Consider the following 253-nt stretch of genomic DNA (forward strand, 5'->3'; position numbering starts at 1 on the left):
TTTGGATACCGCGCGCGTCGTAATCTTTCAGATAACGCGCGTACAGGCGAACGGTGCCGGGCTCGTCGTGTTCGCAATGATCCATCAGGCGCACGCCGTCGATATAGAGCCCGGACAGAGCCGCCGTCAGCTTGTCGTAACCGTAGCCGCCAGCGGTGCCCTGTTGGACGTGCGCGCGGTCGTATGCAGCGCGTTCCTTTGCCGTTCCGTAGGGAAGGGGATCACCCTTTTTGAGGGTGCCCATTGCAACCAT

General features: G+C 60.9%; 1 protein-coding gene. It reads right to left on the reverse strand.

All coding sequences use genetic code 11. The annotated features are described in order from the left end of the window. The coding region (locus tag AC1RP4_RS08090) for a hypothetical protein (RefSeq protein WP_481763291.1) at nucleotides 1-253 on the reverse strand (253 nt) is incomplete at both ends.

The sequence above is a fragment of the Dellaglioa sp. CoH-56-MRSF-10 genome (genome assembly GCF_056782175.1).